Source organism: Gimesia benthica, from assembly GCF_009720525.1.
Taxonomy (GTDB): domain Bacteria; phylum Planctomycetota; class Planctomycetia; order Planctomycetales; family Planctomycetaceae; genus Gimesia; species Gimesia benthica.
Genome location: NZ_CP043930.1, coordinates 5,890,952 through 5,916,592 on the forward strand (window position 1 = coordinate 5,890,952; position 25,641 = coordinate 5,916,592).

The following is a 25,641-nucleotide window of genomic DNA, read 5'->3' on the forward strand; positions in this document are numbered from 1 at the left end:
TATTTTTTTCGCTGCACGCTCTGATCTGTGAGCTAGGCTTTTAAATGGATCTGTAAAAGGTTTGACCCACTGATCTAGAATCCAGACCGGGTTCGTTTCTGACAGCAGAGGTCAGCGCTTTACAGATCGTAGCAAGTTCACGCATCATTTGAGGTGACATCATGATCGACACGATTCTGGAAACCTGCCACGAGTACTCTAATTTCTACATCAACTATCTCAACAAACGCTGGGATAACATTTCGCCGATGGAGTACGGCATCGTTCTGGTGGTCATCGCATTCATCGGCTGGCTCTTAATGCGTAACGGCATGCGCAAAGTCTGATTGTAGTTCTCGGAAACTGATTCCCGGGAATTCCAGAATTCACGAAGATCTCCTCTTGTAGGCACGGGGAAAATCAGTAAGATTCCCGGTCCCTTGAGGGAATGAACTCCCACCTGGGAGGCACGGAGCGGCAGATGTTTTTCCGTTTTTTTTGAAAATCGGATCAAACCGTTGCGCCCTGAAATGCCGATGTTGATAACTAACCTGAAAATCAGATATCTGATTTTAACCAGACATTCTGACGCAGGGTGAATTTTCGTGAAAACGCGGAAAACTCCCGTCGACGACTGTCAGGACGATGCATACAATTGAAACAGTATCCTGTCATTCTTTATTCCGTCGGAGGATCCTAAACCTTAGCATGGACCGGAATCAATAGTGGTGAGTGCCTGGCACTACCCGATTCGCCGTCCTTCTTGCAGCGACCCCACCGTCGCAATGTAATGGCAGATACTATAAAAGTCGTGACCTGAAACAGGCACGGCTTTTTTTATGCGCCTTGATCGTGATATCCGGCAACCGATTCGGTCTACTTCCACACGAAACAGGATTCATTTCTTGCTGAACGCCCGGAGAGATGTCAGAATTAAGAACCTGAGCCGTTTTCTCCCCGTATCTGCTGAAATCCTGATTCATGAACGCATCGAAGACTTCACTGGGACGATCGTTTTCCCGCTCTTTTATGAAATCGTTTACCCGTTCCCGGCTCTTTTCCAAACGGAGCATGTGGATCTGGCCGATTGCAGGCACGATTCTGCTGCTGTTTCTGGGGTTGATGGTCCGGTCGATTGTGGAGACCTCGAGTCGGGAGAACGTTGCCAATAATCTGCAGACAATTCTGGACGCCGATGTGGCTGCGTTGAAAATCTGGCTGGCACGTGAAGAATCGCTCGCGGAGGTGCTGGCCGAAGAGCCACGCGTCCGCAAACTCACTGAAGAATTGATCGGTATTGAGCAACAGGATCCGGACAACCGGGATGCTCTGCTGCATTCCCAGTCGCTGGATGGCTTGCGGGAAGAATTCAGTTCCGAGCTGGAGCATCTGGGATACCTGGATGTGGGACTGTTCAATCTGGCTGGCAAAGTTCTGGCCTCTTCACGTGACGAGCCTATCGGCCGTGCGGATCTTCCTATTCAGCAGTCTGCTCTGGATCAGGTTCGTGAAGGGAAGGCGACAGTCACGCGTCCCTTTGAAAGTCTGTTCGCCCGCAAAGCGGATTCAGGAGAATTAAAAACCGGGCTCCCAACCATGCTGGCGATGGCGCCGGTGAAGGATGCAGACGGAAAACCGATCGCTGCCCTGGCACTATTGATCAAGCCGGAGCAGGATTTCACACGGATCCTCTCGGTCGCCCGAGCGGGCAAAACGGGCGAGACCTATGCCTTCGATAAAGATGGTGTCATGCTTTCGCAGAGTCGGTTTGAAGATGATTTAAAACTAATGGGGTTAATTCCCGACCGCGAAGATTCCCAGTCGATCCTCAATGTGCAGGTACGCGATCCTGAAGTCAACATGGCACGCGGGAACCGTCCGACGAAACGCATGGCCGAACGCACGCTGACCCGCATGGCAGCCTCTGCCGTTCAGAATGAGAGTGGCATCGACGTCGAAGGCTATAGCGATTATCGCGGTGTCCCGGTTGTGGGGGCCTGGACCTGGCTGCCCGAATACGGAATGGGCGTCGCTACCGAAATGGATCAGTCAGAAGCTTACCGCTCGCTCTACCTGTTGCGTTATACATTCTGGGGGTTGTTCGGGCTGCTGATTGTGGGCAGTATCGTCATCTTTATCTTTACGGTCATCGTGGCGCGAAAAGAACAGGAAACCCGTCGCGCGGTAATTAAAGCAAAACAGCTGGGCCAGTATGCCTTGGAAGAGAAGCTCGGAGAAGGGGGCATGGGGGTCGTCTATCGCGGTCAGCATGCCATGCTCCGCCGACCGACGGCTATCAAATTACTGGATATCGAAAAAACGACCGACGAAGCGGTAGCTCGTTTTGAACGGGAAGTACAGCTGACAAGTCAGCTCAATCATCCGAATACGATTGCGATCTACGACTACGGCCGCACTCCGGAAGGGGTTTTCTATTATGCCATGGAACTGCTGGATGGTATTGACCTCGATGATCTGGTCAAAGAGTTCGGCCCCCTGCCTGAAGCTCGAGTGATCCATCTGCTCAAGCAGGTCGCTGGTTCCCTCGCGGAAGCACATCAACTGGGAGTGATTCACCGGGATGTGAAACCGGCCAATATTTTTCTGACGCATCGAGGGGGCGTTTACGATTTTATCAAGCTCCTCGATTTTGGACTCGTCAAAGCCGTGGATGGTCGAGAGCAGGCTACGCTGACCTCGACGAACGCGATGGCGGGGACCCCCATGTATCTCTCACCGGAGGGAATCAAAAATCCGGACCGGGTCGATGCACGCAGTGACCTGTATGCCTTCGGTGCGGTCGGCTATTATCTACTCACGGGAACCACAGTCTTCGATGGAGAATCCATCATCGAGATCTGTATGAAGCATACTCAGGATGATCCGGAATCTCCTTCCGAGCGACTTGGAAAGCCGGTCTCGGCCGACCTGGAGCAGATCATCATGCAGTGCCTGGAGAAAGATCCCGATAAACGGCCTCAGTCTGCCTCAGAACTCGTCTTGTGCCTGACACACTGTGAGGAGGATGGACAGTGGTCCCTTCAGGATGCCAGCGAATGGTGGAGAGTGCATATGGAATCCAGGGCCGCTCTGGATAAGACAGCCACAGATATCCCGCGCATTCGGGGTGCTTCGGCTGATGCTACACTGATCGTGAATTTAGCGGAAGAGGATGAGTAAGCTTCCCGCCGGGTAAGCCGATCAGAGAACGCTGTTATTTCAACGCTTCCAGGGGAATGAAATCGGGAGGATTTCCGGGAGTGGTTGACTCACTGCGATTCGCCAGTATTCCGGGAGCTGCAGTCTGGCTATGGTCCGTCCCCTGGTAGACGCCGAAATCGTTGAAGAAGAATTTCTTGGCAATACGGTAGACCCAACTCTTCTCGGGAACTTCATTCCCGGGTGAATATTGGGAAGTGCGCGTTTCCAGATTCTGCAGTTCCTGCATCGCCTGTTTCCGGAACGTGGAATCTTTGGCGCCATGCTTTTTAACCAGATCTTCGAGCAGATCGGGCCGTTCCAGGATGATACAGCCCCGCGTATTTTGCTGAACGACGTGCCGGAAGTCTTTCAGGAATTCCGACTGCACGAATTTTTCCTTCAGCGTTTTGGATTCATCGTGGATGGAATCGGTAGCGAACTGAATCACGGGGCAAGGTTCAATATCGCCCCAGGGATTGATGTGATGGCTGAGACCGGTCGCTGCCGGACAGAGCGCGGTTCCATCGTGATCAAAGTAGGCGTCGATCACTCCGATCGGTTTGCGGGCCCGAATATCCACAACGAATTTGCGGGCTCGTAACTGCTCTTCCGGAGAGAGAGCCAGTTCCGGGTTAGGATCGGGACCGGCGACACGGTAAATGTGATACCAGGTATACATGACCCCCATGTCAATCAGCTTGTCGACCCATTCTTCAGTCAGCAGGTCATCAATGTTCGACTTGCATAAGCTGGTGCAGACACCGGTGAGCAGTTTGTTATTCAGACAGTTCTGAATTCCCTGCATCGTTTTGTTGTAGACATCGCTCCGCCCGCGACGCTCGTTGCTGATGATCTCGTTCCCTTCAACGCTGATCAGCGGTGTCGCGTTGCCGAGTTTTCGCAGCTTCTTTGCGATCTCGTCGGTAATGAACTGTCCGTTCGTGAAAATCTGGAAATAGCAGTCGGGATGACGTTCAAGAATTTCCAGTAGTTGGGGATGCATGAAAGGCTCACCTCCCAGGATGCCAAAGAAGGAGTTGCCCATCTCCTTGGCTTCCCCGATCAGCTTTGACATCGCCTCGACATCTATCTTTTCCTGTTTGGCGGCGACATCGACCCAGCAGCCCTGGCAGCGCAGGTTGCAGCTGTTGATTACCGAGACATAGAGGAAGGGGGGGAAGAACTCACCGCGTTTCAGACGTTTTTTGTGTTTGTGAACCGAGAGGGCGCCTTTGAAACCGAAATTGTAAGCCAGTTTCCAGACAAGTCTTTTGTCTGTTTCCATTAAGACGCGTTTGGCCATTTTCAGATACATGAAGGCACTCAGTTCCCCTACGGGTGTTGAATTACTGAACAAATATGATTTTACTATCAATTCTACTCATTCAGGCGCGGTAAAACACCCGTTTCCCTCAAAAAATACACAGAATTTTCCTGCGATACATAAACATAGATTCTCGCACTGTAAATTGCATGAATTTCATGGTATAAGGCAGTGTTGAGAAAATTCTTTTTTTGACATTGAGGTACATTTCTTATACTTTCTAAGTTTAAATAAACCTTAGCTAGCCGCTCATTCGTGAACCCAATATTTTCTTTTACAAATTGTTTTAGAGCTCGAGGCAATTGATGGAGTTAGTCGGACGAAGATACGATACATTTGAGGCTGTCAGTGTGAAGATCAAGGGAAACAAGATCTCTTCGATTGATCTGCTGCCTGATTCAGAAGCAGCCGGACTGCCTTTCATTGCTCCATCAATGTTTGATTTGCAGATCAATGGCCACGGTGGCATCTGGTTCAACAAACCAGGTCTGACTTCAGATGAAGTCTGTCAGGTAATGGAGAAACATTACCAGTATGGAATCACCCGTCTTTGTCCCACACTGATTACGAGTTCCTACGAAGACTACGTCAGCGGCTTCTCTGCCATTCGTCAGGCGTGTGAAGAAAATGAATGGGTGGAGCAGATGGTTCCCGGTTGTCATCTGGAAGGTCCCTTCATTTCGCCGATTCAGGGACCCCGTGGTGCTCATCCGCTGGATCAGGTTCGCCCTGCCGACTGGGATGAATTCAGCCGCCTGCAGGAGATTTCCGGAAATCGCATTCGTCTGATTACGCTGGCTCCTGAAGTCGATAACGCCATCCCCTTTATCAAAAAAGCCGTTGCCTCAGGGGTTGTTGTCTCCATTGGGCATACTGCTGCAGAACCCGAGCAGATTACCGAAGCCGTTGATGCAGGGGCTCGCCTGAGTACTCACCTGGGCAATGGCGCACATGGAACCCTTCGTCGCCACCCGAATTACATCTGGGAGCAACTGGGTGAACCGCGTCTGATGGCCAGCATCATCACAGACGGACATCACCTGCCCGCCAGTGTGGTCAGAACCATTATCAAAACCAAAGGTGTCGAGAATGTCGTGATCACCTGCGACGCCTCGGGTCTGGCCGGGTCTCCCCCCGGAATCTACGATGAAGGTTCCGTTAAGATGGAAGTCCTGGAAGATGGCCCGATCGTCATCGCCGGTCAGCGGCAGTTACTCGCCGGCTCCGGTCTGGAGACAGATACCTGCGTCACCACCGCCATCGACATGGCTGGAATCACTCTGCAGGAATCTCTCGACATGGCTGGCTTGAACCCTGCTCGACTGCTTGGGTTTGAAGAAATCAAGCTGGAAGTCGGTTCCCGGGCCGACCTGATTCTCTTCCACTACGAAGGAGCGGGATCCCGGATGAATATTCAGACCGTTCTATCCTGCGGTTCCGTCAAATACGGCACACTGCTCGTCAATTCCTGAAATTGTGCTGCTTAAAACGAATACGCTCATTTCACCTCAGAAAAAGTCAAAATAATTTTCTGCTCGCGTGTTCACTGATTCCCTTCCGCCATTTTCAATGTTATAATTTGATATTCATATTTCAGACATCAAACTTTCATCAACGGAATTTTGTGTCTATTTGAGGGCCTTTGTTTTATTATTATTTTCGGGCTCGCAATTCTAGTTGGGATGGTACCCGGTAGTCGGATCTCAGTCCAAACGAGTTATTCATTATTCTAATTCGCCAGTTTTGGGCAGGCACATCGATCAGTCATGTGTAGCCACAGTACTTATTTGTTTGCTGAGTAACGATTCTTTGCCTGGTGTGCATCAACAGGGCATGGACTACGAATGATTTTTTTCAATAAGAAGTCGCGCAAAAAGAAACTCAGTGCGCAGCTGATTGATCTGAAGCTCGTTAAACCAGACGAGATGGATGCCTGCCTGCAGGAACTTCAGGACAAAGCAGCTGATGACGATCAATTGATTCGGTTACTGGAACGCAAAAACCTGATCACCTCATTTCAGGCCAGTCGACTGAAAAACAATGAGTTCGAAGGGCTCGTTCTGGGCGGCAACAAGCTGATGTACCAGAACGCTTCCGGAAGTTTTGCTCGCGTCTATCGCGCAGAATCTCTGGAAGATGGACGCATGATAGGCGTCAAAGTTCTTCGGCAACGCTGGGCCCAGGATCCCGAAAACATAAAAATGTTTCATCGAGAAGCAGAGGTCTGCAAGCAATTCAAACATAAAAACATCGTAGAGATTTTCGATGTCGGCGTGCAGGACGATATTCACTATTTCACCATGGAGTTTGTGGAAGGTGGAAATCTGCGGGACTTTATCACCATCCGCAAAAAGCTCTCTCCCCTGGAAGCCGTCAATTACACCATCGATATCTGTGAAGGGCTGGAGTACGCCAATCGTCTGGGGTACACACACCGCGACATGAAAGCGACCAACGTGCTCATGTCGATTCAGGGAGTGGCGAAGCTGATTGACTTCGGTCTGGCTGGCGAAGATGATGCCGCCGGTGCTGGTGAAGCACATCAACGCGCCGTTGAATACGGAACGCTGGAAAAGTCAACAGGGGCTCCCCGAAATGATCCCCGCAGCGATCTTTATTTTGTGGGTACCATCTTTTACGAGCTTCTCTGCGGTAAGCCTCCTTTCCCACGCACGAAAGACATCGAGGAACGCAAGCGGCCTACCCGCTACTCACAGGTTCCTTCGATTACAACGATCGAGCCCGATCTGCCTGAAGCCGTTGTAGATGTTCTGGAAAAACTGATGGCCTATCTGCCACAGGTTCGGTATCAGACAGCGACCGAAGCGGTTCAGGATCTCCTGGAAGTCCGTGCTCAGCTCAGTGGAGCGGAAGAAACACCAAAACCACAGGCAACCGCGGATGTCAAAGCGAGTGCTGAGCAGGATCTGAAAATGGCAATCGCTCCGCCGACGATCCTGTGTATCGAGAATCGTTCCAAGCATCAGGATGTCTTACGCGATTACCTCACTAAGCACGGTTACCGCGTCCTGATTTTAAGTGACCTGGATCGGGCGATGCAGCGGGTGAAAGACAATGCCCCCGACTGCATTGTCTTCATGGAAGATTCCATCGGCGAAGGGTGTGTCGAAGCCTTCAAGCAGGCACTCGCCATGGATCCGGATCTGGCAGCCATCCTGGTTCTGTCAGAGAAGAATGCCGCGATCAAGAAAACGCTGAAGAAGACTGATCGCTCCCGGATTCTCGTTCAGCCGATCAAAATTCGTAATCTGCGGGCCAAAATCCAGAAAGTGTTACAGCATCAACTCAACGATTCTGCAGAGCTGACTGCCTACTGAGTTTCCCACTTCACTCATACTTGGGAATGTTGGGTTCCGGAATTTCCTCCAGCAGACGTCCGATGATATCTTCGGTGACCATCCCCTCGGCCTGCGCCTGGAAGTTCGTAGAAATACGATGACGGAGTACGGGGACTGCCACGCGACGAATATCATTCAGAGAGACACTCGCACGACCGTCCATAGCGGCAATGGCTTTGCCTCCTGCGATCAGATACTGGCCGGCACGAGGTCCGGCTCCCCAGTCAACCATCTGCTTGATGAAGGCTGGCGCAGAGCCGTCACTGGGCCTAGTCGCACGGACCAGTCGCGTAACGTAATTGATTGTAAGCGGGCCGACTTCTATCATGTTGATCTGCCGCTGCAGGTATAAAATGGATTTGGCCGAAAGGACTTTGCGAATTTCCGGTTTCTCGCTGGAGCTGGTGGCTGCCAGAATCTGTTCTTCCTCTTCCAGGTTTGGATACTCCACCTTGATGTTAAACATGAATCGGTCGAGCTGCGCTTCCGGGAGGGGGTAAGTTCCTTCCTGTTCGATCGGGTTCTGAGTGGCGATCACAAAAAACGGTTCCGGCAGGTCATAGGTGGTCTGCCCCACCGTCACTTCCCGCTCCTGCATCGACTGCAGTAACGCGGCCTGTGTCTTAGGCGGAGTTCGGTTGATTTCATCGGCCAGCAGAATATTGGTAAATACAGGGCCCTGGACAAATCGGAACGAGCGACGGCCCGATTCTTCCTCTTCCAGCACGTTGGTACCGGTAATGTCTGAGGGCATCAGGTCGGGGGTGAACTGGATTCGTTTGAACTCACAATCCAGAATGCGGGCAATGGTACTTACCAGCAGGGTTTTCGCGAGTCCGGGTACCCCGACCAGCAGACAGTGCCCCCCTGTAAATATCGCCGCGAGGATCTGCTCGATCACTTCATCCTGGCCGATCACGACCTTATGCAGTTCGTCCACCATCACGTCATGGTGACGTTTGAGTTTCTCCAGAAATTCGTCAAAGTCGCGTTTTTCGGTAGCCAAGGGATTTCCATTCTGTCTCGTGGTTCAGGCCTGACTGACTCAAAATGCTGACCGGCATCGATAATCAATGCGGACAGCCTTCAGTCCGTGTGAAAATACGCAGTCAGTCTTCGTAATTATAGCCATCTTCAATCCCGAGAGAAACAGAGACCCGCTGACTTGCGAACGCAAATATGATACAATCAGGGAGACGGGTGAAAAAACAAACAATTCATCTGGAATAGGTAAAATATCTTGTAAGAATGCATAAAAATTAAACAAATCAGTTTCCGGGCACAGTTCTGGAGAGAAGGGGCTATGCAGGCTCTGATCCAGTGATAGACTTCGGAATCGAAAGCGAAACTTAATGGATTTTCCGCATTATCGTAGAGCGTATCGGGCGTTGCGCTGGACGTTAACAGCAGTCCTATGCATTTCCCTCATGTTGTTCTCCAGCAGAGCTGTTTTTGCGCAGGGTCAGGAACTGTCAGCCAAGGCAGTACTGGAATCCATCGAGCGTGGAAAAGCCTTTCTCCTGCAGGAACAGCAGGGCGATGGTTCCTGGTCCGGTCCGGGGAAAAATTATACTCCCGGCATCAGCTGTCTGGCTCTGATGGCCATCATCAACTGCGGCATGACTGCGAATGATGAACCCGTACAGCGCGGCCTCAAATACCTCAGATCACTCCGCGCTCCCGAACCCAGGGGAACCTACCAGACCAGCCTGATGATTATGGCGCTGGCAGCCGCTAAAGATGGCAAACGGGATTTACCTCTGATTCAGTCCCTGGTGGCACGACTTGAGAAAAGTCAGGTGACGACCGGGCCCGATGCAGGGGGCTGGAGTTACGGACCCGGAATGGCCATTGGAGGAGCCGGGGTTGCCGATCGCAGTAACAGTCAGTACGCGGTACTCGCTCTACGCGATGCCGTGCACGCGGGGGTACCGGTCAGCCAGAAAACCTGGAAGCTCATCAAACAGTATTGGTCTACACAGCAAAGTGGCGATGGCGGCTGGGGCTATCAGTCCAACGCCGGGGCGAGTCGAGGCAGTATGACCGTCGCAGGGATCGCTACTATGGTGATCGTCAATTCGATGCTGGGAGACGACCTGGAACTGAATCCCGACGGTACTCCCGTCTGCTGTGATCAAAAAGAAGAGGACAAATCTATCGAACGGGCCATTCACTGGATGACCACCCATTTTTCCGTGGGCACCAATCCCGGAGTCAACTCCTGGCTGCTTTATTACCTGTATGGTCTGGAACGTGCGGGACGCTTAAGCGGTACCCGGTTTTTCGGCAAGCATGACTGGTATCGGGAAGGAGCCGCGTTTCTGACACAAAGGCAGTCCGTGCGCGATGGCTCATGGCGTGGTGCCGGCCAATTGGAATCTGATCCCGTACTGGGAACGAGCTTTGTCCTGCTCTTTCTTTCCAAAGGTCTGGCTCCGGTCCTGATCAATAAGCTGGAATACAAAACCGAGGGGCAGGCCAAACTGCAGCCGGGAACAATTCCGAACTGGAATCACCATCAGAATGATATTCTGAATCTGACCGATGCGCTTTCCGGACGCCCTGACTGGCCGAAACTGCTGACCTGGCAGACCGTAAATCTCGACCTGGCGATTCAGGGGGGGGGCGTGCAGGTTCTCCGGCAGGCTCCTGTGCTGTTTATCAGTGGTCAGGAAGATCCCCAGTTTGGAGTACCTGAGGTCAACATGCTCAAACAGTTTGTGGAGCAGGGGGGCTTTATCTTCGCCGTTGATAACTGTAATGGGGCCGGCTTTGATCGTGGTTTTCGAGAACTGATCAAAAAAATGTATCCGCAGGGGGAAGTCCAGCTGAAACGGCTGACGGCTGAGCATCCTGTCTTTCGCTGCGAATATCTGCTCGATGCGGAAAGTGTCGAACTCTATGGCGTCGATGTCGGCTGCCGAACTTCCATTATCTACTGCCCTGACGACCTGGCCTGTCTCTGGGACAAATGGATGCGGTTCCCCTCTCAAGATCGACCGGTGAAAGCAACTTCCATGATCACGCGTGCTGTCCGGATCGGAACCAACGTGATTGCATACGCGACAGGTCGAGAACCACCAAACAAACTTGACCAGGAAGAACTGGCCAGTGAGAACGGTTTGCAGAATCAGGTCGAACGGGGCTTTCTGCAGATCGCCAAGATCCGTCATAACGGCACCTGGGATGCGGCACCGAGAGCTTTGACAAATCTGCTCAAGGCCCTGAACCAGAATGCGGGAATGATCGCTTCCACGAAAACGCCCAGTCTGCCGGCCAGCGATCCTAATCTGATGCAGTACCCGCTGCTGTATATGCATGGCAGAAGCCAGTTCAGCCTTTCTAAAACGGAACAGTCGAACCTGAAACAGGCCCTGGATAATGGAGCGGTACTGTTTGCGGACGCCTGTTGTGGTGCACAGCCGTTTGATAAAAGTTTTCGTCAGCTGATGCAGGAAATGTTTCCGACCAAACAGTTAAAACGCATTCCCGTCGATCATCCTCTGTTTTCGGAGCAGACCGGATATGATGTACGCCGCGTGCGTCGTCGCCAGATGGAGGTCAACGATGTAAACCAGCCGCTGAAAGCAGAAACCCTGGTCGTTGAACCTCTGCTCGAAGGAATTGAAATTGATGGGCACCTGGCTGTGATATATAGTAAGTACGATATCAGCTGTGCCCTGGAGCAGCAGGCGTCGGTCGCCTGTGCCGGTTATGTGCCTCAGGATGCAGTGAACCTGGCCTTGAATATCGTCCGTTATGCCCTGCTGCAGGATATCGCATATCGGGAAGTCATGTCACAGGAAGTCGAGGCGGAATAGTCTCAACCCCGGTTACCGCCAGTAGAGGCAACAAGTCAGGGAGAATCATGAGCGAGCAGGAAGAGCGCCAGCAGAAAATTTCACCGGGAGCCCGTCTGGTCGGGGTCGTGATTGGCTGTGTCTTTGGCGGAATTGGTCTGACTCTGATTTCTTTTCTGTGGTCTCAGCCCTTCGGGGGATTCCATTCACCGCCTCTGTTTTTTCGCATTATTGGTTCGTTGATAGCAATTCCCTTTGTGATGGTAGGTGGCTTTACTGCTTACAGGTCACTTACCGCCAGGGGCAGCCGTCTGACGGGTGTCAGGGCAACCCGGAAACCATCCCCTTCCAAGAAACGCAGCAGCTATGCCTGCCCGCACTGCAATGCGCCGATTGAGGAAGATTCGGACGTTTCACCTCATGGGGATGTGAAGTGCAGTTACTGTAAAAAGTGGTTTAATATTCACAGTGACTGATCTCTGACTTGAGCGGATTATGCTGCTTTGCGCTTCGACTGCGTTTCAATCTGAGTCGGCAACTGAGTGAATGGCGATTTCAGAGAAGGACGCAAATAGCGCCAGTAAATGGTGCAGAGCTCGAAAAACGCCTTGAAAAAATCGTGAGGCTTCACTTTAGAGCCTGCCACATCCCGCCAGCTGGTCAGGGGCAATTCATAGACTGTGTCTTCCAGCTTGGGACATCCAAAGAACCGTTCCAGTTGCCGCGACCGTGCCAGCAGCTCCACATCGAAGATCCAGTTGGTGAGAAACCGTGTGGCAAACAGACTCTGATTTTCCCGTGTAACGCGAAACAGTTTTGCGCCACACTGGGTATCATAGATGGGGAGCCGTAATACTGTCGACGCTGATGTCGCAAAGATGCGGCCCAGGTAATGCCTCAGCTGTTTTCTTTCGATCTGACGTCCCAGCAGTTTGACACGGGCACCCAGAACCATGGATCGTTCAGGCATCTGTTCCAGTTGCGCGACAAAATCCGGAATCGATTCCAGGGGGGTAGCCAGATCTGCGTCCCAGAAACCTGCATATTCCACACCAGCTTGTAATGCCTGCTGCATTCCCTGGCGGACCGCCTCGGCCTTTCCCTGATTGTGGGAGAGGTGTAAAACTTCAAAGTGGTCGGGATCAGCAGCATGCAAGTCATCCAGGATCAGCGCGGTGCGATCGGAACTGCCATCGTTAACGAACAGAAAAGAGTGCTCCGGGTGCCGCGCGACGTGCTTACGGAACTGGAGGATCTCTAACCGTTTCTCTTCGTTATAACAGGGGACGACAATAATGGCAGGTGACATGAATGATTTGATACCCGTTTCGCCGGTTAGACAGACGTCGTTTCCAGCTGGTGAGATTGCACAGATTTGGTGAGTCCCCCCTGCCTGTCGCAGGGGCGGTGTGGGAATGGTGAGCGGGGTGTATCAAAAAAGTGAATTTATGTCAAAACCGAATTTTAGAGGCGCAAGAAAAAAGCAGAAGCCTTCGCGGGAAGACTTCTGCTTTCAGAATTAAATTGATCGTCGTAACTGCTTACTATTCAGTTACTTTGATCTTGTACAGCCGGGAACGGTCAGAAACGAACATATGTCCGTTGGCGATCGTGGGTGTACTGTAGATTGAGGAATTGAAGGTCTTCTCTTCCAGCAGTTTCTTTTCCTTGCCGGCTTTGAGAATGATCAGCATTCCATCTTCGTTTCCAATGAATACTTTCCCGTCAACTACCATGGGGGATCCCCAGCAGGCGGCAAACATGTCGTATTCCCAGTAGCGTTTACCGGTTGCGAAATCGAGGCAGTGTACGAAACCACTCAGGTCTGGTGCATAAACCAGTCCATCTTCGATCCCGACAGTTGACATTGTTCGACGGTAAAGCAGCTCACCTTTCTTGCCGGTCAGCTTACCATCGGTATCTTCACCACCATAGTGCCAGATCTGGCCCGAGTTCGGGTTTTCTTTCCAGCCCTCTTTACCATCAGAGATCTGTGGGCTGATATCACCTTTCTTGGTGGCATCAATGCGGTAGATATGACCGACCCCTTCACCATGCTCCGGGTCCTGTCCGACACCCAGCACAACGCTGTTGTCTTTGAAGACCGGGGTGCTGATGATCGCGTTACGGGTACCGCGCCCCCCCAGTTCCCATTTTGAGTCTTTGGGGTTCAGGTCGAATTTCCAGATCAGCTTGGCATTACCGTCTCCATCTCCTTCAGGAGTGAAGGCATACAGCCAGCCATCCCCACCGGGGAAGTAAACCTGGGTCTGGCCATTCACTACACCGATGGCGGGTGATGACCACTGACCGTGCAGAATCTGGTCGAACGGAGTATTGTCTTCCCAGATGACCTCACCGGTGTTTTTGTTGATTGCCAGAAAACAGGGAGCCCGTGGAGCAGGGACTTCCAGGTGTGCTTCATCAACGCCGTTGGATGTCAGCAGGAAGACATAGTCACCATGGACGACCGGCGAACTGGTTGCCAGGTTATGTGGGAAGACACCCAAGTCTTCGATCATATCCAGGTTCCAGATAATGTCGGCGTCTGTTTTGTCGGTGTCCTTTTCATCCTTGTAAGGGCCATCGTTTTCGTTGTCGTAGAAACCGTCAGCATCCAGGCACATCAGTTCGCAACGGTTGGTAACGACCCAGACGCGGTCTCCTTCGATACAGGGAGTCGAACAGATCCCCTGTTCCGGCCAGTCGTTCACACGACCCTGGGGCAGTTTTTCTCGTGAGAGCTGCCATTTGAAGTCACCGGTTTTTTCATCGAAGCAGAGCACGACACCGAGGTCGTCTTTGTGCTGAGGACGGTACTTACCGCCGTTATTAGTACCGACGTAAACCTGTCCATTAGCCACTACCGGGTTACCGTAAGTCTGTGAACCCAGCTTGGAGACCCAGACAATGTTCTCGCCTTTATCATCCCCTTCGCCGGGTTTGAAATTCAGAGAGATGCCTGTGGTTTTATTGACCATATTTCGGGTTGGATCTCCACCCCACATCGGCCAGTCGCCTGCGACTTTCGCATCGGATTTTGTATCCTTGCTGACCAGCTCTGTTTTTTCTTCAGGCTTGGTCTGGGAGGTTTCTTCAGCTTTCTTTTCTGGCTTAGGATCGGCTTTGGGTTTTTCCTCGGCTTTCGGCTTTGCTTCAGCCTCAGGCTTTACGGGGTTCCCATCAGGATCCAGAGCCGGTTCTTCTTTTTTCATCTCCGGTTTTTCTTCCGGAACATTCACGCCGGCACCACCGGTGGTTGAACCTGCTTCTTCAATCGGAGCAGAACCACCCAGGTCCGTCGTTGTTTCCGGCATCGCTTCCGGCTTCTCAGCATCGCGGGATTCACAACCTGTGGAAGCCAGCAGTGCACAGCATGCAAATGAGTTCAACAGGGCAAATCGTAATAGAATCTTTTTCATTATTTATCCTCAGAGACAATGACGTTATCAAAGTAAACATCGGCGAGACGGTAGAGGTAAAGCCCTGGGCTTCCCTTCTCATTCGCATGCGGATCGACAGTTTCGATGGTCCACTCTTCGGGTTCCGGTTTTTCACGAGGCCAGACTTTGCCTTTTACCGTTGCCTGTCCATCTTTGACCTCAACTTTGAGCTTCATGGTGTACCAGACATCCGGATCAGAACGGAAACGGATTTCCTTGGCCATCCGCTGGTGCGGAGCCCAACTCTGGATTGCGAGCTTGCTCGAGTTACCTTTCAGGATCAGGTCATAACGATTTACGGTGACGCCGACACTGGCCAGCTTACGTTTCTGTTCCTTCATGAACACGTCTGCCTGAACGGTGTAACCGTTCGGTGCCAGCTTGCTCATGTCAGAGGGGCCAAGCCAGACGCTGGCACTGGGGCGACCTTTACCCGGGCTGGCTTTCATTGCCGTGGTGCCATCCAGTTCGTTTGGCTGCAGTTTGAGGAATGCATTCACCCAACTGCCAGGTACCTGTTTCCCTTTCATACCTTCGAAGTCATACTTCCAGGGCAGAGGTGGGAAGACACGCAGACGGGCTTCGGCAGTAGCATCACCAACCTGAACAGAGATGGTTCCTGCCGCGGGTGATTTCAGGTCACTCGGAGTGGTGACCGACATGCCATCCACTTTCGCCTGTTCCATGCCGGGACCGGGAGTCAGTTTCCCTTCTACTTCTTTGATGAAGCGGCCGTTGGCATCGTAAGCCAGGATTTGATAATCGATCTTATCTCCCTGGGGAACTGCAATTTCATAAGGCACCAGTTGAATGGTGGCAATCTTATCCTGAACCGGTTTTTCTTCTTTGAGAGGAGGCACCGGATCGCTGCTCGGCTTCAGCGATTCGTCGCCGATACAGATAGTACGGTCACGCGTAACGAAATAGATTCGACCATTGGCAATCGCGGGAGAGGCGTAAATCTCATCCATCCCTTTGTCGACGCGAGCCAGCAGTTGAACGTGAGACAGTTCTTCACATTTTTCGCGGCTCGGTTTGAGGATAAAGATGTTTCCGTTGACTTCCATCACATACAGCTTACCATCTGCCCAGACCGGAGAACCTTTTCCAACGGTTCCGAGGTTGTGAGTCCAGAGCTGTTTGCCGTTCTTGCTGTCAAATGCATACATCTGACCGGTGTCGGCGACGACATACAGAATTCCGTCTTTGACAAGGACACTGGCATAGCCGGCTTTAATACCGTCGACACGCCAGACATTGCCGGTTTCGGTGATGTCGCCCCGCTTGGAAGCGTCAATGCACTGCACCCGACCGAATTCCACGTTATCGATGTTGTCTTCACCATGGGTGATGTAGACCAGGTTCCCGTCAGCCACGGGAGAACAGTTCAATCCCCGTTTGGACATGCTGAAGCCCCACAGCTTTTCTCCGGTGCGGGCATTCATACCGTAGCAGCCACCATCGGCATTACCGGCAATCAATTGCCGAACGCCGTCGATGACAGTCACGATGGGAGCAGAATAGTTGGTGTCGAAGGGAGCACCACCGGGAGCGGCCGTCCAGAGCAGCTTGCCGCTCTTTTTATCGAAAGCATAGTAAGTCTGCTTTGGTGGTGGAGCAGCAGTCTTACCCCAGTTGAGTTGCAGGAAGCTGACGATCACACGATTTTCGTCAATGATGGGAGTCTGGGTTCGTCCGCCGTAACCGGAAATCTTTCCGTAGTCTTCAGACAGTGATGTTTCCCAGAGGACTTTGCCATCAGATGAGTAGCAGCGGAACAGACCACTGACAGAGTGCACATAGACGTTGCCGGTCTCCGTATCACCCACCATGCTGGCCCAGCCGACACGGGGAGAAGGGATATCGGTCTGGAAAACGTTGAACACATCTTTCCAGATTACTTTGCCGGTCTTGGCGTCCCAGCAGACGACCTGTTCCTGGGCATTGATTTTATCTTTGGGGTCGGTGACATCGTGGTGGGTGCGACAATTCAGATAAACGCGACCATTCAATACGATGGGAGCTGACCGGCCACCGATATCAGATTTCCAGAGCACATTTTTGCCGTCGAGGGACCACTCGTCGACAAGGTTTGTTTCACGGGAGATCCCATTATGCTCCGGACCGCGCCAATGCGCCCAGTCGCCTGCAGAGGCAAGCGACGTTGTGAATAACAGCATAATGGAGCTGACAAGCACCATGTTAATTCTTCGCATAGAAGATCCTCACTGTTCTTTTATAGAATGTGGTATCACTGATGAAGGACGACAGGTCGGCTGTCGGACCTGTGATCTCAGCTGCAAGGTGGGAGGGTTAAATCCCCTACATATAATTAATACACTATTGAAGTTTTCGGGGTATTGCAATGGTCTAATCTGTTCTCTCATCCAGATTTAAAAAGAGCCTGTACCTTTATATTCGAGGCTCTTTAGACCATAATCAGGAAATCGATCTATAATTTATAGGCATTCCCTGACTTCAAATAAAGAAGGACCCTGTTTTTCATGTATCCTCAGGTACGTATGCGGCGGAATCGTCGAACCGACTGGTCACGACGCCTGGTTTCCGAGAATCAGCTTTCAGTAAATGATCTGATCTGGCCGGTCTTTATTCAGGATGGCGAAAACCAGAAAACAGAGATTCCTTCCATGCCCGGAGTCCACCGCTTGACCATCGATCATCTGGTGGAACAGGCGGCTGCGGCCGCAGAATTACAGATCCCGGCTCTGGCACTGTTCCCTGCGACCGATCCGTCAAAGAAAACCGAAGGGGGGGAAGAAGCCTTTAATCCTGAAAACCTGGTCTGTCGGGCGGTGCGTGCGTTAAAAGAGCAGAACCTGAATCTGGGGATTCTCTGCGATGTCGCCCTGGATCCCTACACCATTCACGGGCAGGATGGTCTCGTTAAAGATGGATACGTGGTCAATGACGAAACCATCGACGTCCTCTGTCAGCAGGCCGTAGTGCAGGCGGAAGCGGGCTGCGATATCATTGCGCCTTCGGACATGATGGATGGCCGCATCGGGGCGATTCGAGAAGCCCTCGACGAAGCTGGTTTTCAGTATGTGCAGATTATGGCGTATGCGGCGAAATATGCCTCTGCTTTTTATGGTCCGTTCCGTGATGCCGTCGGTTCTGGAACCAACCTGGGAACGGGGGACAAGCGAACCTATCAGATGGACCCCGCCAACAGTGATGAGGCGATGCGGGAAGTGGGCCTGGATGTCAGCGAAGGAGCGGACATGGTGATGGTCAAGCCGGGAATGCCTTATCTGGATATCGTCCGACGTGTCAAAGCAGAATTTGAGGTTCCCACCTATGCCTATCAGGTGAGTGGGGAATTTGCGATGATCTCTGCCGCCGCCCAGAACGGCTGGCTCGACCGCAAAAAATGCATGCTGGAAAGCCTGCTCTGTTTCAAGCGGGCAGGGGCTGATGGTGTGTTAACCTACTTTGCTAAAGAAGTTGCGGAAATCCTTCAGGCAGGCTAGATGAATATTTGATGAGTAATCCGATTCTTTTTTCCCGGATTGCTGCTAAATTTTAAGCCTTCTGCTATAATTTTCCGCTTCGTTCTGCGCTGCTGTCAGCTGCAGGAGGAAAGCCTGATTCACTGCTGAAATCACAGCTGAGTCAAAGTTTGCTTTTTTTTCGAACTTCAGTTCAAGAATTAGTGTCAAAATTCCTTTCCATCAAACCGATATTGTGAATTTACGGATTTCTCTTACAAGTGAGGTGTTTCAGTGTCAGTAACGGGACATGCCAGTAGTCAGGAAACGATTGCCCTCTTCGACAAGTATGTGATCCCCAATTACGGTCGCTACCCGATCAGTCTGGTACGCGGCGAGGGGAGCTATGTCTGGGACGCGGAAGGTAACCGTTATCTCGACCTGTTTCCCGGCTGGGGCTGCAACATTCTGGGCTATTGTCCCGAACCGGTTGTCTCTGCGATTCAGGATCAGGTTTCCCGGCTGATTCATGTTCCCAACACCTGGTATACCGAAGCTCAGGGACGGTTCGCAGAATTCCTCTGTAGCCGCAGCTTTGGAAAAGCCTTCTTCTGTAACAGTGGTGCGGAAGCGAATGAAGGGGCTCTCAAGCTGGCCCGTCTGCATTATGACGGTAAGCGGCCCAAGATCATTACCTGTGAAAACGGGTTCCACGGGCGGACTTTCGCAGCAGTTACTGCAACAGCGCAGCCCAAGTACCATGCCGGTCTGGGACCGCTGGTTGCCGGGTTCCGTTATGCTCCGTTTAATAATCTCGAAGCGATCGCCAGCCTCGTCGATGACGAAACCTGTGCGATTATGGTCGAACCGGTTCAGGGGGAAGGGGGCGTGAATGTCCCTGATCAGGGCTATCTGGCCGGTCTGCGAAAAATCGCTGATGAAGCCAACTGCCTTTTGATCTTCGATGAAGTCCAGACCAGTATGGGACGGACCGGCACCTGGTTTGGTTATCAGCAGTGGGACGTACAACCCGACATCATGACGATGGCGAAAGGGATTGCCGGCGGTGTTGCTGCCGGGGCTCTGATTGCGACAGAAGAGGTTGCCCCCAGCCTGCGGCCTGGAATGCACGCCAGCACTTTTGGCGGAAACCCCCTGGCGATGGCTGCCGGTCTGGCGACAGGACAGATGATCGAAGATCAGAATCTGCTGGAAAACTGCCATGCGATGTCCGACAAATTCAAGCAGTTCTTTGAACAGCTTCAGCAGGAACTTCCCATCATTCGCGAAGTCCGCGTCAAAGGGATGATGATCGGCGTCGATCTGAATATCCCCTCTGCTCCCGCCGTCGGCAAATGCATGGAACGCGGCCTGTTAATCAACGCGACGCACGATACCGTCGTTCGACTGTTGCCGGCTCTGAATGTGACCGCCGAGCAGGTCGAGGAAGGCTGCGAACTGATCGCAACGGTCCTGCGGGAAATGGCCGAAGAGGCATAAGGCCGCGGCCCCTCTCAAGCATCCATTATTCATTCACACATTCCTGTTCGAGTCTTAATTTAAGATGCGAACAGGAATTCCTGTTTTTAAAACGTCATTAATCGAGAACTTCCATGAGGCATTTAGTCACGTTAAACGATCTGGAATCGTGCGAAATAGTTGAGATCTTTGCTCAAGCACAAGAGCTCAAAGACAAGCGTAAGCAGGGTGAACGTCCTCAGTTGCTGCAGGGTTATACGATGACCCAGCTGTTCGAAAAACCCTCGCTGCGGACCCGTCTCAGTTTTGAATCAGCCATGTGGGAGCTGGGTGGTGGTTCGAGTTTTTTCACCTGTAAAGAGGCTGGCCTCGATGGCCGTGAGTCTATAGAAGACGTGGCCCGGGTGATCGGTCGGTTTTCGGATGTGATCACTATGCGGACCTTTTCACACGAGCTGATTGAAAAATTCTCACAGCACGCAGGAACTTGTGTGATTAATGCCCTTTCCGATCTCAGTCACCCCTGCCAGGCGCTGACAGACCTGTTTACCATGCAGGAACTGCTCGGTGATCTGACACAGCAGAAACTGGTCTACGTCGGCGACGGGAATAATGTGGCGTATTCGCTGGCTAACTGTTGTGCCAAGCTGAATGTGCCGTTTGTGGTCTCATCGCCCGAAGGTTTTGAACTCTGTTCGGATCTGGTTGCGATCCTTAAGAGTAATTATCCCGGCCTGCAGCTGGAACTGGAAGCTGATCCCATGAAAGCGGTTGCCGATGCAACAGTTATCTACACGGATGTCTGGGCCAGTATGGGACAGGAAGCAGAGACCGAAAAACGCAAAAAGATTTTTGCCGATTTTCAGGTGACGGAAAGTCTGATGTCCGCAGCCGGAAAACAGTGTCGCTTCATGCACTGCCTGCCCGCGAAACGAGGACTGGAAGTAACAGACGGGGTTGTTGACTGCGAGCAGAGCATCGTTTTCGACCAGGCGGAGAATCGCAAGCACCTTGCCAAAGGGCTGCTGGTCTGGTTGCTCAAACAGTCATCCTGATGACTCGCGAAATCACAACCACCCCGGTCCGGAATGACCGGGGTTTTTTATGCGCCAGGCAGCCTACTTCTTAAAGACTTCAGTGACGACATCCTTGTAGAAGACTTCGAACATCAACCAGGCCATGAGGAGAGTCAGAATCAGGTTCAGAGACTGGCCACAGACATATAGAATCAGTGGCTTGCCTCCTTTGAGGAATTTCGCCAGTTCGCGGAAGTTGGTTTCCAGTCCGATGCTGATAAAGGCCAGACAGAAGAACCAGCCGCGGAAGACCTTGGACGATTCTTTCACCATGGCTGGCACCACGACATCTCCGCCGGGAAGCGAAATATACAAGAGGGAGAAGATGGCTGATGCCGCGATGAAGCCCAAAACGAATTTCGGGAAGCGATACCAGATTTCCCAGGCATCCGGTTTGATACCGGATTCTTTGCCTTCCACGCAGCTGACCCAATAGACGGCGACGCCAAATGCGGTCACGCCGATCAGGATATTCTGGATCATCTTGATGGTGACGGCGACCTGCTCTGCCTCTGGTCCCAGCAGGTTACCTGCAGCGGCGACCGCACCAGTTGCATCGATGGTCCCCCCCATCCAGGCACCACCTAAAATCGGGCTCATTCCCAGCGCCTTAATCACCGCGGGAAGTGCAATCATCATGAAGACCGTAAACGTCAATGAAAGCCCGATGGCGAAGGAGAGCTCTTCCTTCTTGGCTTTACAGGAGGCTGCGGTGGCGATTGCAGCCGAGACACCACACACGGACATATCCGCGGAAATCACCATGTTCAGCGAGCGGGATTCCATTTTCAGGAACTTCTGCCCGAAAAAGTAAGTGCTGATCAGAACAACGGGTGTGACGACCCAGGCCACATAGATACCAGGCAGGCCCAGGATGAGCAGACGGTTCAGCAGCACGCTGGCGCCCATGATGACCAGTCCTGATTTGATATATAACTCAGTTCTAAGTGCCGGCTTAATCCAGTTCGGTGTGCCAATGGTATTGCTGATCACCAGACCGATCATCAATGCCCAGAGTGCGTATTCGAGGTTATAACTTTTGATCACCGCTTGCCCGGTCAGAATATATGCCAGCGTGGCCAGCAGAAAGACCGCGACGAAACCAATGGCGAAAGGGGGGGCTTTCTGTCCCATGGCTGTGACACCAATCGAAAACACAATCAAGCTGACGAGGAAGACGACACCGATCGGCAGCAGCAGACTCGATTTCTCAGGAGGAAACAGCGAATCTACCGGGTTATCTGTCCAGGATCCCGGTTTAGCCAGCCACGGTTTCAGAGGGCTGTGTGCACTTACCTTCTCGCCAGCAGCTTCCGCAGCTTTAACCTGTTCTGCGAAATCGGCGGGAAGTGAAAAATACATCGCCAGAAAGCAGACTACCAGCAGCGTTCCACCGATCCAGATCGCCCACCAGTCTTCAGCCGTTCTCATTTCAGACCAGGTCGAGCGCCGGGGAGCGGCTACTACAATATCATCTTCTTGATTCTGTTCTGGATCGGGAGCGGAGGGGGTGTCTTGCATGGCAGGTCTCGGTGTCAGAGAATCGTTGTGTTTTACTGAGCAGCATGGTGCCAGCCATTGGAAATCGAAATTACCAACCGGTGGCTGTCGCCATTCCGCTCAAGTCAGCAGGAAAGCAGGGGATGGAATCGTACGGAAACGGTACGTTCACGGAATGCATCATACCTTACTAAAAAGTTCAGGAATCGAAAAGCGTTGATGTATGCACGGGCCTCAATTTCGACTCAGGGCCCCCATGCATACAACTCAGTGGAGAGTGAGTTTAATGTGCTTCGGTGCTCTCAGTGGAAATCATTGCTTGCTTGGGGGGAGATTTCGAGGCGGGAGATTCATCCACTGCCTGTTTTAAGGCGCTTAAAAGCGTGGACTGTGTATACAGGTCACGGATGATAATCGGTTTGTTGGGGTTATTGGCGGGGAAGATCACAGTTAATGGAATGCTGACACTCTCAAATTTGTCCAGCCATGCTTTGATGTCAGGTGAGTAATCTGTGTAGTCCGCATACATCGGCACCACATTGTACTTACTAACCATTTCCAGGGTTTCGGGAGTATTCAGAGCCAGCTTCTCGTTGGTCTTACAGCTCAGGCACCAGTCCGCAGAGAAGTCAATGAGGACGGTCCGGTTTTCGGAACGCAGTTTTTTCAGTTCCTGAGCATTGAAAGGCACCCAGGGAAGATCGTTGGTCGACTTTTGGCTCATGTTATAGCCAAAGAAGCAGATTCCCGCTGTGAGCAGTAACGCTGCCGTCCGGACCGCCAGCTTCACCCGGGCAGGCGAACTGTGTGAGTACAGGCTGCCGATCATCCACAGGCCAGTGGTGATCCCCAGCAACATGATCAGTACTGGAATGGTCAGGGATTCGTCCAGGAACGAAATGATAAAAATCACCGCTCCCATAAGTACGATCCCCGAGAATTCTTTGAAGCGGACCATCCACATACCCGGTTTGGGGAGGAACTTGATCGCCTTGGGGAAAATACTGAAGATGAGATAAGGTGAAGCCATGCCCAGTCCCATGACCAGCCAGACCAGGTAAGTGATTTGTGGTGTCTGTTTGACAGACCAGGCGAGTACCGGTCCCAGGAACGGACCACTACAGGGAGTCGCCAGCAGTGTTGCCAGAATCCCGGTCAGAAACGCACCGGTGAGACCCTCTTTCTGTTGTCCGCCCGCGGCAGAACCGACCATCCCCGGTACCGGGATTTCGAAGACGCCCAACATGCTCAAGCCCATCGCGTAAACGATGCAGGCCATGATGACATTGAATTTCGTGCTCTGGAACAGTCCGCCCCAACCCAGTCCCGCGAAGACCGCGAGTGAAGCCAGGCTCAGAAAGACGACCAGGACGCCCAATGAATAGAAGATATTTAACAGGAAGATTCGGAGTCGACTTTCACCCGCCTGCTGCACGAAGCTCATGACCTTAATCGCCACGACCGGCAGCACACAGGGCATCACGTTCAGAATCAAGCCACCCAGAAAGGCAAAAAACAGATACGAAGACAGGCTGCGGTTGGATTCTTCAGAGCTGATAATGATGGTGTCGTCGTCAGCTGCACTGTCGCTGTGAAGCTCTTCCAGTGAAGACATCGCTACCGGCTGTGCATTAGTGAGATCTCCCAGCTGAAACTCGACCGGCATCGGGCGTCGACAGCTGCCCTCATTGCAGATCTGGTATGTCAGTTTTCCTTCTACACCAATTTCCCGGGCATCTGCTATCCGTTCAAACTGCCGCGTCCAGACCACTTCGTTGTAATGGGTACGCTGGCTGAATTCTCCGTGAGTTTCCTCTTTGGGAGCTGGTGTCGCTTTGAACTGCTGGGAGACGGATTTCAAACCTTCGAGCTTCAGAATTTCGATATGTGTCGGCAGTCCCGCCTGAGTTTTATCCTGATCGAGTGCAAACGTATGGAATTCCGGTTCCAGCTTCATCGTAATTTTCAGGTCGACCAGTTGCTTGGGATTCACAGCCGCCGGTTCCAGCGCAAACTTCAATTCGATCGGATCAGGTACGTTTCGCCGCTCGGGAATCGTGGTAAATGACAGCGGCGCACTTTCCTGCTTTCCTGATAAGGTCGCGGTGAATGGGTATTGCGAAGGCACGCAATTCTTGGCATCACAGACCTGGTAGAGCATCTGTCCTTTGATCTGAACCTGGCTGGGTTCTTTTACGTCTTTATTGACCTTAAAGCGTCGTGTCCAGATGACGCTCTTGGTGTATTTTTCAATCTCTTTGCCGAACAGGGGCTCAAAGACGGTTTTAGGAGGATGGTCGGCATTGAAGTGCTGATCGATGGCGGTCACGCCTTTCGATTCCTTAATGACGAACTTGGTAGCGCCGCCAAACGTCGGGTTGGTGGAGTAGGTGTAGGAACCTTCGGGAATCAGCATGGTCAGTGAGAGTGTGACGGTCTCTCCTGCTTTGGCATCCTGCGGGAGCAGGCTGACACTGATTTCTGCTTTGGCGTTCTTTGTTTCCTTCCCGGATGCTGCCTGTTTCTGTCCGAAGAGATCGGGCAGAGACGGTTTCTGAGCTGTGAGTGTCAGCGAACTGCAGAACAGGGAGGCGAGAATAGTCAGGCAGGCGACGGTTGCGGTATAGCGGCGGGGAGTTTTCAAAATGAAACCCTTCCAGAAAACTCGGATACTTTGATAGTTGGTCGATCACCCCTGATCTGACAGGTTTCTCCTGTCGGGCAGGTTCGCGAGAGAACCTGTGATCTGTCTTCAAAAGGCAGGCGATTTCAGGTGTGACAAACACGGACGGGCTCGAAAGCCCACTCGTTAAATTATACAATATGTAGAATGATATCGGTGACAGGCCTCTTTTCTTCTGTGAAGTAAGATACAAAACCTTGCCGTTTCTTACGGATTTTAGATTTTTGAGTCAACATTGACAATCCGTTGCCGAACCGGCAAATTTTCTCATCCCCTTTGTTAAACCGGGAAGAGTACTGATCGCAAAGCTGGCAACCTGTTATCTCTCAATATCTTAACCCATCAATG

At 52.1% G+C, this 25,641-nt stretch carries 16 protein-coding genes; 9 read left to right on the top strand and 7 right to left on the bottom strand.

All coding sequences use genetic code 11. The features are described from left to right. Positions 1 to 161: 161 nt before the first annotated feature. Positions 162 to 326, top strand: coding sequence for a hypothetical protein (locus F1728_RS22875; RefSeq protein ID WP_155366009.1), 165 nt, complete (start codon positions 162 to 164; stop codon positions 324 to 326). 634 nt (positions 327 to 960) lie between these two features. Then, the gene (locus tag F1728_RS22880; protein ID WP_155366010.1) at positions 961 to 3,159 is read left to right on the top strand and encodes a serine/threonine protein kinase; all 2,199 of its coding nucleotides are present in this window, start codon (positions 961 to 963) and stop codon (positions 3,157 to 3,159) included. Positions 3,160 to 3,193: 34 nt separating this feature from the next. Here the strand turns inward: F1728_RS22880 and F1728_RS22885 are convergent, their stop codons facing one another. After that, the gene (locus F1728_RS22885) at positions 3,194 to 4,495 is read right to left on the bottom strand and encodes a radical SAM protein (RefSeq protein ID WP_145189259.1); all 1,302 of its coding nucleotides are present in this window, start codon (positions 4,493 to 4,495) and stop codon (positions 3,194 to 3,196) included. Positions 4,496 to 4,854: 359 nt separating this feature from the next. Here F1728_RS22885 and F1728_RS22890 point away from each other — a divergent pair, with 359 nt between their 5' ends. Together F1728_RS22890 and F1728_RS22895 are read left to right on the top strand one after the other, a co-directional pair. Beyond that, the gene (locus F1728_RS22890; RefSeq protein WP_228030303.1) at positions 4,855 to 5,976 is read left to right on the top strand and encodes an N-acetylglucosamine-6-phosphate deacetylase; all 1,122 of its coding nucleotides are present in this window, start codon (positions 4,855 to 4,857) and stop codon (positions 5,974 to 5,976) included. A 372-nt stretch (positions 5,977 to 6,348) separates the two neighbouring features. Next, positions 6,349 to 7,842 (top strand): protein kinase domain-containing protein, encoded by a 1,494-nt coding sequence (locus F1728_RS22895; RefSeq protein WP_155366012.1) that lies wholly within the window; start codon positions 6,349 to 6,351, stop codon positions 7,840 to 7,842. Between the two features lie 10 nt (positions 7,843 to 7,852). Here the strand turns inward: F1728_RS22895 and F1728_RS22900 are convergent, their stop codons facing one another. Then, positions 7,853 to 8,869 carry an AAA family ATPase gene (locus F1728_RS22900; protein ID WP_194242482.1) on the bottom strand — a complete coding sequence of 339 codons (1,017 nt, stop codon included), beginning with the start codon at positions 8,867 to 8,869 and terminating at the stop codon, positions 7,853 to 7,855. 421 nt (positions 8,870 to 9,290) lie between these two features. Here F1728_RS22900 and F1728_RS22905 point away from each other — a divergent pair, with 421 nt between their 5' ends. Together F1728_RS22905 and F1728_RS22910 are read left to right on the top strand one after the other, a co-directional pair. Then, complete coding sequence (locus F1728_RS22905; protein WP_228030304.1) at positions 9,291 to 11,684, top strand: DUF4159 domain-containing protein; 2,394 nt, start codon at positions 9,291 to 9,293, stop codon at positions 11,682 to 11,684. Between the two features lie 47 nt (positions 11,685 to 11,731). Next, positions 11,732 to 12,139 (top strand): ABC transporter permease, encoded by a 408-nt coding sequence (locus F1728_RS22910; protein WP_155366014.1) that lies wholly within the window; start codon positions 11,732 to 11,734, stop codon positions 12,137 to 12,139. Positions 12,140 to 12,156: 17 nt separating this feature from the next. On the opposite strand, the gene F1728_RS22915 is transcribed toward F1728_RS22910, so the two are convergent. The 3 genes from F1728_RS22915 to F1728_RS22925 all read right to left on the bottom strand — a co-directional run bounded on the left by F1728_RS22915 (position 12,157) and on the right by F1728_RS22925 (position 17,322). Next, positions 12,157 to 12,972, bottom strand: coding sequence for a glycosyltransferase (locus F1728_RS22915; RefSeq protein ID WP_155366015.1), 816 nt, complete (start codon positions 12,970 to 12,972; stop codon positions 12,157 to 12,159). Between the two features lie 235 nt (positions 12,973 to 13,207). Then, on the bottom strand, positions 13,208 to 15,085 hold the full coding sequence (locus F1728_RS22920) for an outer membrane protein assembly factor BamB family protein (protein ID WP_155366016.1): 1,878 nt from the start codon (positions 15,083 to 15,085) through the stop codon (positions 13,208 to 13,210). Further along, positions 15,085 to 17,322: an outer membrane protein assembly factor BamB family protein gene (locus F1728_RS22925; RefSeq protein ID WP_228030305.1), complete on the bottom strand. Its 2,238-nt coding sequence runs from the start codon at positions 17,320 to 17,322 to the stop codon at positions 15,085 to 15,087. Before F1728_RS22925 ends, F1728_RS22920 begins: the two co-directional genes overlap by 1 nt. Positions 17,323 to 17,610: 288 nt before the next feature. Between F1728_RS22925 and hemB the strand changes: the two genes are divergently transcribed. The 3 genes from hemB (at position 17,611) to argF (ending at position 21,089) form a co-directional block, all read left to right on the top strand. Next, positions 17,611 to 18,597, top strand: coding sequence for a porphobilinogen synthase (gene hemB / locus F1728_RS22930; protein ID WP_155366017.1), 987 nt, complete (start codon positions 17,611 to 17,613; stop codon positions 18,595 to 18,597). A gap of 252 nt (positions 18,598 to 18,849) precedes the next feature. Continuing rightward, positions 18,850 to 20,055 (top strand): aspartate aminotransferase family protein, encoded by a 1,206-nt coding sequence (locus tag F1728_RS22935; RefSeq protein ID WP_155366018.1) that lies wholly within the window; start codon positions 18,850 to 18,852, stop codon positions 20,053 to 20,055. A 113-nt stretch (positions 20,056 to 20,168) separates the two neighbouring features. Beyond that, on the top strand, positions 20,169 to 21,089 hold the full coding sequence (argF, locus tag F1728_RS22940; RefSeq protein ID WP_155366019.1) for an ornithine carbamoyltransferase: 921 nt from the start codon (positions 20,169 to 20,171) through the stop codon (positions 21,087 to 21,089). Positions 21,090 to 21,152: 63 nt separating this feature from the next. Here argF and F1728_RS22945 read toward each other — a convergent pair whose 3' ends face one another. Together F1728_RS22945 and F1728_RS22950 are read right to left on the bottom strand one after the other, a co-directional pair. Beyond that, positions 21,153 to 22,631, bottom strand: coding sequence for a YeiH family protein (locus F1728_RS22945; protein WP_155366020.1), 1,479 nt, complete (start codon positions 22,629 to 22,631; stop codon positions 21,153 to 21,155). Between the two features lie 262 nt (positions 22,632 to 22,893). Next, positions 22,894 to 25,254 (bottom strand): protein-disulfide reductase DsbD family protein, encoded by a 2,361-nt coding sequence (locus tag F1728_RS22950; protein WP_155366021.1) that lies wholly within the window; start codon positions 25,252 to 25,254, stop codon positions 22,894 to 22,896. Between the last annotated feature and the right edge of the window lie 387 nt (positions 25,255 to 25,641).

Coding starts and splice junctions, on each gene's coding strand:
- F1728_RS22905 (WP_228030304.1), top strand. CDS start 9,291: ATGTTGTTCTCCAGCAGAGCTGTTTTTGCGCAGGGTCAGGAACTGTCA.
- F1728_RS22880 (WP_155366010.1), top strand. CDS start 961: ATGAACGCATCGAAGACTTCACTGGGACGATCGTTTTCCCGCTCTTTT.
- F1728_RS22895 (WP_155366012.1), top strand. CDS start 6,349: ATGATTTTTTTCAATAAGAAGTCGCGCAAAAAGAAACTCAGTGCGCAG.
- F1728_RS22875 (WP_155366009.1), top strand. CDS start 162: ATGATCGACACGATTCTGGAAACCTGCCACGAGTACTCTAATTTCTAC.
- F1728_RS22925 (WP_228030305.1), bottom strand. CDS start 17,322: ATGCGAAGAATTAACATGGTGCTTGTCAGCTCCATTATGCTGTTATTC.
- argF (WP_155366019.1), top strand. CDS start 20,169: ATGAGGCATTTAGTCACGTTAAACGATCTGGAATCGTGCGAAATAGTT.
- F1728_RS22910 (WP_155366014.1), top strand. CDS start 11,732: ATGAGCGAGCAGGAAGAGCGCCAGCAGAAAATTTCACCGGGAGCCCGT.
- F1728_RS22920 (WP_155366016.1), bottom strand. CDS start 15,085: ATGAAAAAGATTCTATTACGATTTGCCCTGTTGAACTCATTTGCATGC.
- F1728_RS22885 (WP_145189259.1), bottom strand. CDS start 4,495: ATGTATCTGAAAATGGCCAAACGCGTCTTAATGGAAACAGACAAAAGA.
- hemB (WP_155366017.1), top strand. CDS start 17,611: ATGTATCCTCAGGTACGTATGCGGCGGAATCGTCGAACCGACTGGTCA.
- F1728_RS22915 (WP_155366015.1), bottom strand. CDS start 12,972: ATGTCACCTGCCATTATTGTCGTCCCCTGTTATAACGAAGAGAAACGG.
- F1728_RS22945 (WP_155366020.1), bottom strand. CDS start 22,631: ATGCAAGACACCCCCTCCGCTCCCGATCCAGAACAGAATCAAGAAGAT.